This window comes from Mucilaginibacter galii (genome assembly GCF_014635825.1).
GTDB lineage: Bacteria > Bacteroidota > Bacteroidia > Sphingobacteriales > Sphingobacteriaceae > Mucilaginibacter > Mucilaginibacter galii.
In genome coordinates this window covers 271,312-279,061 of record NZ_BMDO01000008.1, presented here as the reverse complement: position 1 = coordinate 279,061, position 7,750 = coordinate 271,312, and the positions used below count along the sequence as shown (strand labels likewise).

General features: G+C 44.2%; 6 protein-coding genes. 3 read left to right on the top strand and 3 right to left on the bottom strand.

Annotation, left to right across the window (positions count from 1 at the left end):
• Positions 1-93 precede the first annotated feature (93 nt).
• The 3 genes from IEV61_RS15145 to IEV61_RS15135 all read left to right on the top strand — a co-directional run bounded on the left by IEV61_RS15145 (position 94) and on the right by IEV61_RS15135 (position 3,417).
• A complete protein-coding gene (locus IEV61_RS15145; RefSeq protein WP_188417875.1) occupies positions 94-894 on the top strand; it encodes a RagB/SusD family nutrient uptake outer membrane protein in 801 nt (266 codons plus the stop codon).
• A gap of 61 nt (positions 895-955) precedes the next feature.
• Positions 956-2,821 (top strand): alkaline phosphatase, encoded by a 1,866-nt coding sequence (locus IEV61_RS15140; protein ID WP_188417874.1) that lies wholly within the window; start codon positions 956-958, stop codon positions 2,819-2,821.
• 260 nt (positions 2,822-3,081) lie between these two features.
• Positions 3,082-3,417 carry a hypothetical protein gene (locus IEV61_RS15135; protein ID WP_188417873.1) on the top strand — a complete coding sequence of 112 codons (336 nt, stop codon included), beginning with the start codon at positions 3,082-3,084 and terminating at the stop codon, positions 3,415-3,417.
• A gap of 614 nt (positions 3,418-4,031) precedes the next feature.
• On the opposite strand, the gene IEV61_RS15130 is transcribed toward IEV61_RS15135, so the two are convergent.
• The 3 genes from IEV61_RS15130 to IEV61_RS15120 all read right to left on the bottom strand — a co-directional run bounded on the left by IEV61_RS15130 (position 4,032) and on the right by IEV61_RS15120 (position 7,698).
• Positions 4,032-4,181 carry a hypothetical protein gene (locus tag IEV61_RS15130; protein WP_188417872.1) on the bottom strand — a complete coding sequence of 50 codons (150 nt, stop codon included), beginning with the start codon at positions 4,179-4,181 and terminating at the stop codon, positions 4,032-4,034.
• 225 nt (positions 4,182-4,406) lie between these two features.
• Positions 4,407-6,740, bottom strand: a complete 2,334-nt coding sequence (locus tag IEV61_RS15125) for a hypothetical protein (RefSeq protein WP_188417871.1) — start codon at positions 6,738-6,740, stop codon at positions 4,407-4,409.
• A complete protein-coding gene (locus IEV61_RS15120) occupies positions 6,670-7,698 on the bottom strand; it encodes a hypothetical protein (RefSeq protein WP_188417870.1) in 1,029 nt (342 codons plus the stop codon). The genes IEV61_RS15125 and IEV61_RS15120 overlap by 71 nt, the downstream gene beginning before the upstream one ends.
• Positions 7,699-7,750: the final 52 nt, after the last annotated feature.

The window sequence follows — 7,750 nt, the reverse complement described above, 5'->3', positions numbered from 1 at the left end:
ACCACTTTTAATAACTAACTTTGAAAACGCTTTTACAGCTCTCGCTGCTATCGTTCGCCAGCTAATCGCCTGGTCACTTTGCCACGGAATTAGGTGGTCAACATCCCCGGAATATCAACATTACTTCCTAATTATGCCGATGTATTTAAAGCGGCAAACAACTATAGCACAGAGTATATCTGGTCGGCTGTTGGTACGGCTAAAGGTTCAAGTGGCTGGGGCACCATGTTACCAGGTGTAATGCTCGAAAACAAGGGCTGGGGTAAGTACAATGGTTGGGGATACTATCAGCCCACCAAAGAATTGTATGATGCATTTGAAACAGGAGATGTTCGCCGCGAGGTTACCATTTTAAAACCTGGTGATAAATTTATGTATTTTGGAACCGAAACGGTTTACAGCTCGGTTAACAGCCTTTCGGGTTATCAGTTTAACAAATATATGGAACCTTTCAGCTACGCAAACCCGGTAGGCACGCACATTAGCTCCAATGGTGACCACCCTACCACTGATCTAAACGTACCGCTATTACGCTATGCCGAAATACTGCTTATAAAAGCCGAAGCAGCTTTAATGCAGGGTAAAAACGCAGATGCTGAAATAAATATGGTTAGACGCAGGGCCGGTTTATCGCAACCTTTGCAAAACGCAACCATGGCCAACTTGAAAAAAGAACGCCGTTGCGAACTGGCCGGTGAATGGGCCGACCGTCACCGCGATTTGGTGCGCTGGGGCGATGCGCAGGCGGCTTATGCGCAACCACTACATGGCTTTAGCGGCAGTATAATATGGCCTGCACGTACCTTCAATCCGGCAGTTCATCATGTTTGGGCCGTACCGCAAAAGGAAATTGACAGAAGCAGCGGCATTATTAAGCAAAACGCCGGCTGGTAAAACATTACAGGCAGCGGGTTGCAAACATTCTTCAACCCGCTACCTTTTTACTTTTTTTAAAATGAAAGCCTTGAAAAACAAATACACCTTGGTAGCACTGGCCTTTTGCTTGCTTACAACAACAGTAGGTGCGCAAACCATTACCGCCAACCGGTCACACAGTCATAATGATTATAAGCAAAATATTCCTTTTTTGCAGGCTTATTATGCCGGAGCCGGATCTATAGAAGCCGATGTATTTTTGCTGAACGGCAAGCTGTACGTGGCACACGAGCGTAAGGAAATTACTGAAGACCGCACACTTACCGACCTGTATCTAAAGCCACTGGTCGCCTTTTTTAAAAAGAACGGCAACCGGCCATATGCCGATACCTCCTATACATTGCAACTGGTAGTTGACATCAAGGAAGACCATGAGCATGTAATACCAGCCCTTATTAAAGAACTGGCACCATTTAAGGCTATTTTCAATGATCCTGCCAATAAGCACACGGTAAAGCTGGTATTGAGTGGCAGTATGCCTGCCCCCACTAATTTTGGTAAGTACCCTGACTATATTTATTACGACGGTCGCCCGAATATTGTTTACAGCGCAAGTGAGCTAAAGCAAATTGCTATGATCAGTGATGAATTAAGCAGCTATACGGTTTGGAATGGTAAAGGCACGCCTACATCGGCCGATTCGCTAAAGTTAAAAACGCTTATTAATGCTGCCCATGCGCAGCATAAACCCTTTAGATTTTGGGCCACACAGGATAGCCCGAACACCTGGATACAACTGGAAAAGCTGGGTATCGACTGGATCAATACCGATCATCCGCAGCAGGTTCATGATTTTTTTGTAAATCGCAAAAAGCTTGAATTCATCAACCCTAAACCTTACCCGGTTTATCAGCCTACTTATAAATCCGACGGTGGAAACAGGAAAGTAAAAAACATAATCCTGTTAATTGGTGACGGCATGGGCACCGCACAAATTCAGGCCGGCCTTACGGCTAACCACGGGCAGTTAAACATGCTGCAATGCCGTTATATCGGCTTTTCGCAAACCCGTGCCTCAAATTCCGACAATACTGATTCGGCCGCTGGTGCAACGGCTATGGCCAGTGGAGAGAAAACCAATAATCGCTACATTGGAGTAGATGCCCAAGGCAGACCCCTTAAAAATCTTCCGGATACCTTGTCGCATTACGGTATTAAGAGCGGTATCATCAGTAGCGGCGATATTACAGATGCTACCCCTGCTGCATTTTATTCCCATAATACCGAGCGTTCATCATCGACTGCTATTGCGGCCAACCTATTACAAAGCAAGGTTGAAATATTGATCGGCTCGAATCAAAAAAGCTTTTTCAATAATCCAGATAAAGCGTTGATGAATCAGTTGAAAGCGAAGCAATTTAAGGTAAACACCTCTCTTGATGAACTTGAAAATGGCAAAGACGGCAAGCAACTGGTATTGTTACCCGATGCCGATACCCGGCCAATAAAGGATGGCCGGGGTGATATGTTGCGCCAGTCGCTGCTGCAAACTTTGCGATTGCTATCATCTAACAAAAAAGGCTTCTTTATTATGGCGGAAGGTGCTCAGATTGATTATGGCGGACATGCCAATGACCTGCCTTATGTGGTAACCGAACTGCATGACTTTGACCGGACCATTGCCGAAGCCTTAAAGTTTGCGGATCAGGATGGTGAAACGCTGGTCATCATTACCGCCGACCATGAAACCGGTGGCCTGACCTTGCTGGATGCTTCAACTGCACAGGGCATGGTTTTGGGCGGCTTTAGCACGAACGACCATACCAGCGTCAATGTGCCGGTTTTTGCCTATGGACCAGGAGCGGAGAATTTTACAGGCACTTACCAAAACAGCGAAATTTTTCATAAGATGCTTAAGTTGATTACATCCGGCCGTCAAAAGTGATCGCACACCTGTATAAGCAGAACTATTTAATCGCTTACATCAATCCCTCTAAGCTTAGTTTTTAAAATGAGGTCTAAAATCTGATAAGCTTGCTGCGCACTTATCGACCCTAACAAAAGATTATACCAACATCATCTGTTAACGATGTTCTCCAGCCAAAAAGTCCAATGTAGATATCTGTAAACTTTCGGTCGGTTAAGGCCAGTATGTTATCAGTAACTATAGTTTATCTATCTTTGAAGCCTATTACATGAATATTTATGGACTTTAATATTGTAACGCTGGAGATTGCAGATCACATAATTCATTTTGATTATTACAACCGATTGGTGTCAGAGGCGGTTAGCGCCGCCTCTGAACAACAGGACGAACATCTCAGGATCCAAAACAAAAGTAAAGATCACCTGACGAAGCTTTTTTCAGGTGTTGAGTTTTATAACGCCGACAACTTCGTCAGGCCATTGCCTGAGATAAGCAAAGAGATTACTGCGAAAATCCAGGAATTGAAATCGAGCGACATACATGACCTTGTCGATAAACTGGAGAGGGATGCAAAAAAAATGAAAAAATTGTATAAAGCCCTGACTAAAAACTAAGATAGCTAATGCCTGGAGTATGCACGGATACTTTAACCCAAAAGCTGCAATCCGCGTCTTTTGGGTAAGTAATTTGTTTTTGGCACAAGGCAACCACGATTTTGACTTCATTAGTTTAAGTATCCCAATAATGGATTGATTTGTGAGGTTTTATTTTGTCACTTTGAATAAGCGAGATACGAGCAAAATAAGAAGACATCGTCCTTTTCCTGAAGATTTACAGTGAAAAAAAGGAGGATACCATCGATATTTCTCAGCTACCCTGGATTGGTACAAGATGACCGAGAGCTTGATTGATGAAGCTGCTATTCATTTTTGCCCTCCGGCAATGATCCTAATCACAAACAATCATTCGCCTGGTGCATGTCGATCAAAGAAACTACCAGTCAATAAATCGCTTCTCGTATGCGAAATGCGACCGTTGATTCTCTCTGTATCAAAAATTCCAAGTATCTCAAGAACTGCGCCTTTCTATCATCCTGGGCAACGACGTAGTCAATGTGCCTTTGGTATAATTGTTCGATTAATCTTTCAAGATCGATATGGGAACCGTAATTCATCGCGAACCCCATTTTTGGGGAGCCGGTAGTTAGCCAGTCTAAGCATTCTGGTTGTTAACTGTCAGCAATACCGCTTAAAAATTTAAACTGAGCGCCCCCGAGTTCGTGGTCATCAAAATGACCTGAGCTGATGAGCATTTGGTAAAGGTCTTTTACTTTCTCATCCGTAGGTATCTTATGCCTGATTTCGAGTGGCTCGGGCATGTTTAGCAGCAGGAGTTTTTGCTATTAAATCGCTGCAAGTGGCCAAATACTCATGATTTAGGAAAGAGCAGCAAGTTCAACATAACAATGGTTCAGCTTACTAAATTAGCCAACCTTTTAGTGCGATCCCGACACGCAAAGAACCCGGAGGGAGTTACCTTCAGCAATTAAAGCGTCATCCTGCAGGAGGCAGATACAGCTGAGAACGCATTATAGACCTTTTCATCAATGCATTTCATTTTTTTTTCCCCTTTCCAGCGGCTTATCTTGTTTTAGATACATCCGGAAATAACCACATTCTTTAATGATGTCCTTATAATAAGCCGACTGGCTGTACTTTACCTTCAGTTCATCGAAGTAGCCATAATATCGCTTAAGCGCAGCGTTGTCAACCGCAATATCCATGAGTATCGCTGGTCTTACCTCGTCGTAGTCGGCCAAATTAAAGATCTCGTTTTGTGCGCATTTCGCCAGCATAAGAGTACAGCGGGCCTTCTGCTCCTCACCTGTTGCATATTTCAAAGCCAACTTATAATATTTCAAGGCAGCAGACATCGAATAGTATTGATGATCCAAAGAGTCCGGATCGACATATCCATAAGAGCTACCTGTGGCAATGTCGAATTCATAAAACAGCCTAGCATTGCCATAATAAGTAATGTTATAGAAAGCATTTGCGGCAAGAAATGCGTTTCGATATACCTGCTTGCCCCTACCAATTTCAGCTTGTATATTGGCCAGTGTTTGCACAAACTTCAGCGGCGTAAATTTTTGCTTCTGTGGCTCAGCATGATCACAGTCATGACAATCAATCAGCCGGCTATTAAATGGGTTTCCATAAAGCGGAGTATCCTTAGCAGAGCGTTTTTCCAAAAAATGGAGTGCCGCGTTAGGTTGTTGTAAATAGACTAACCTTAATGCCTGGTGATAGTAAAGGTCATTTAACGAATAAGGATAATAACGAAGCATTACTTTCTCGAACGGTGTGGGATCGGTTTTCTTCAAGAGTGCGATCAAGGCATCAGTTCTGACACTGTTCTGGTACACCTCACTTCCGGTATTGCTTTTAAAACATACCGCTTTGACCGGGTCGCCCTGCTCAAGGTATAACCGCGAGAGGCGAGCGGTACAATCTTCTACGGCATTGGCAAATCGCAGGTTTTCAACTTTTGAGCGTTGTGCAACGAGGTCAGCAAGCCAATTCAAAGGCGCTATCAACCGGCTTTCGACGCTGCCATCGATTTTTTTCAGGGTTCCGACCTGTAGCAAGATATCGAGGACTTTACTTTGAGCAACGACCAAAGTGTCGTTCCCTGGGAATTCTCTTTTAGCCTTCGCATAAAATTCAGCAGCAGCCGTATAGTTACTATCAAGATAATTCAGATAGCCAGCTGCAAGATTCCAGAAGTACGGACGGGCTGTATTGCCTTTCTGAGCCAGCTCCTCCACAACCTTTTTATCGAGGTCATCACTTTGCAGGACCGTATCGGGATTGCCATAATAGTCGCTTGGTTGGGTGACACTTTCCCGGCTATTAATCAGCCGGCTCAGCAACAGGTCAAGTTTTTCGGAAGACGGGTCTATCTGTGCGATCGCCCGTATCGCCCTGCCCGCATCCTGCTGAGCACCCAGCATTTGCCACAAGGTTACCTGCTCTGCTTTGGTCCGCGCTAGTTTTAAGGTTTGTTCCCAATCCGCTTCCTCCTGCGGATGAAAGCTCCAAAAACTTGGTATCTTCAGGTTATTACTAAATTCATAACACAAGCTGTACAGGTAATTGGCCCGCGCGAAATCTTTCGCCGCATAATAATGCCCGGCTACATAGCCCAGCGACCGGTACCACATCAGGTCATGTGGGAAATTATTTTTGTACTGATCAAAGATCTTCACCACAAGGTCGCTGTTATCTGCATCCCCGCTGAAGAAATAGTATCTGACTAATTGGAACCAGAGGCGTTCTTTGATGAACCTGTCCTTAGCACTATGGAAAGCGGTCAACAATCTCGGTTCCAGATCAGCATTCGCATAATGACGCCGCACCGTATCCCATGAACTCCAATCATCATTAACAGCATAGCTCTCACATTCCCGTGCCAGTTTAAGATAATCGAAGAATTGCTTTGCTTTTTTACCCGTAAGCGAACTTCTAGCGGTATCAGTAAAGCCTTTAGGGATCGATTGTGATAGACCGTTAACATAGTGGTCAACCGAATCGATACTGTTCACGCCTGATATAAAAAGCAGGTATTTCAAATTAGTTGAGGGGACGCTCTGCTTAAAATAGGTATCCCATTCAACAAAAACGATCGAGTTGAATTGGGTGTTACTGCTTTCTGCGTAGCCGACACTGTAATAGACCACATCACTGGCATAGAAAAACGGAGAATATTTTTCATTCACAAAGTACTCCGGCGCAAAAACCGAGTACTCTGTCTCGCCAGAATCCGAACATGCCCATATAACACCGGTAAGGCAAATGGTGCAAATGCTAAAAACAAGCAGAAACCTGGCGAATGGTTTCTGCTCTAAAAATTGTCGTATCAATATTGGCCAGTTCATAATAAATGATGGTTCTTTTCGAGTCCTCGGGTAGATTTTTTGCTAATTGGCTGGCGGCCTTTTCAAGTGACTGTGCATTGGTCTCTTCCACCTTAAAAATATCATTTTGTTTGATATAGATTCCTAGTAGATAAAAACTTTTTTTCGCACGGAACGCATTCTCCGTCACAGCCAGCTTCTCGAAATTTAAATTTTCCAGATTCATACGATCTAGCTTTTGGTACACCTGGATCATTCGCCCGTTGCGAATCTGAATCGCCCATGAAAATATAGGTAAAGCTACGTCAAGTGATAGTGGGTATGCCTTGAGATGACGGAGGTAGTGCCCGGCGTCCTCGCCGTTATAGATAGAGTTGGTTTGTTTCAAATTGGCATTCAGCTTTCCCATGTTGTAAAACATCAACACGCCCCGATCTACCGGCGGCACGCCTGTAAGGTGCGCGTATTTGATCTGGTGGAGTCTAATGGTTGCTTCCAAAGTACATTTCGATCTTTTTTTGATGGCAGCCAGGAAGGTGAAATAAGCATCCCGGGTCTTCAACGTCCAATCGCAGTCAACCTGTAGTTTCACGGGTCTGAATTTTTGTTGCGAAGATAGTTGCGTGACAAGCTTCACACAATTGAAAGCCAAGCTGTCAATACCGTTCTTTGGCATTTTCTCAAAGGTCTTGTTGGTGATATAAATTACGGGGATGACCGGAAGCGGACATGCGCCTTGATCGAAGCGCACCACCGCCTCAGGATAAGAACGTTTGTGCAGGTCATTCCATTTCACATCAAAGTAGCGGATGTAGATTGCCTTGGTATTAGTTTTTCGCAGGAGCGTTTTTTGCTTGGCGCTTAAGTCAAATGTGGTTTTCCAGTAATAAAACGCAGTGTCTTTTGGATCCGTTCTCTTGCATGCCCCCATCAAAAACAGCAGCACGAGGGCATATCGAAAAGGTAAAGGCCTGAACATGCACGCAAAGTAACGTGTTTGAAAGCGAAAAATTAATCCTTGGCGCTAAAAG

What these genes read in the sequence shown, in the direction of transcription:
- IEV61_RS15140 (WP_188417874.1), top strand. Translation starts at nt 956, where the DNA reads ATGAAAGCCTTGAAAAACAAATACACCTTGGTAGCACTGGCCTTTTGC.
- IEV61_RS15135 (WP_188417873.1), top strand. Translation starts at nt 3,082, where the DNA reads ATGGACTTTAATATTGTAACGCTGGAGATTGCAGATCACATAATTCAT.
- IEV61_RS15130 (WP_188417872.1), bottom strand. Translation starts at nt 4,181, where the DNA reads ATGCCCGAGCCACTCGAAATCAGGCATAAGATACCTACGGATGAGAAA.
- IEV61_RS15125 (WP_188417871.1), bottom strand. Translation starts at nt 6,740, where the DNA reads ATGAACTGGCCAATATTGATACGACAATTTTTAGAGCAGAAACCATTC.
- IEV61_RS15120 (WP_188417870.1), bottom strand. Translation starts at nt 7,698, where the DNA reads ATGTTCAGGCCTTTACCTTTTCGATATGCCCTCGTGCTGCTGTTTTTG.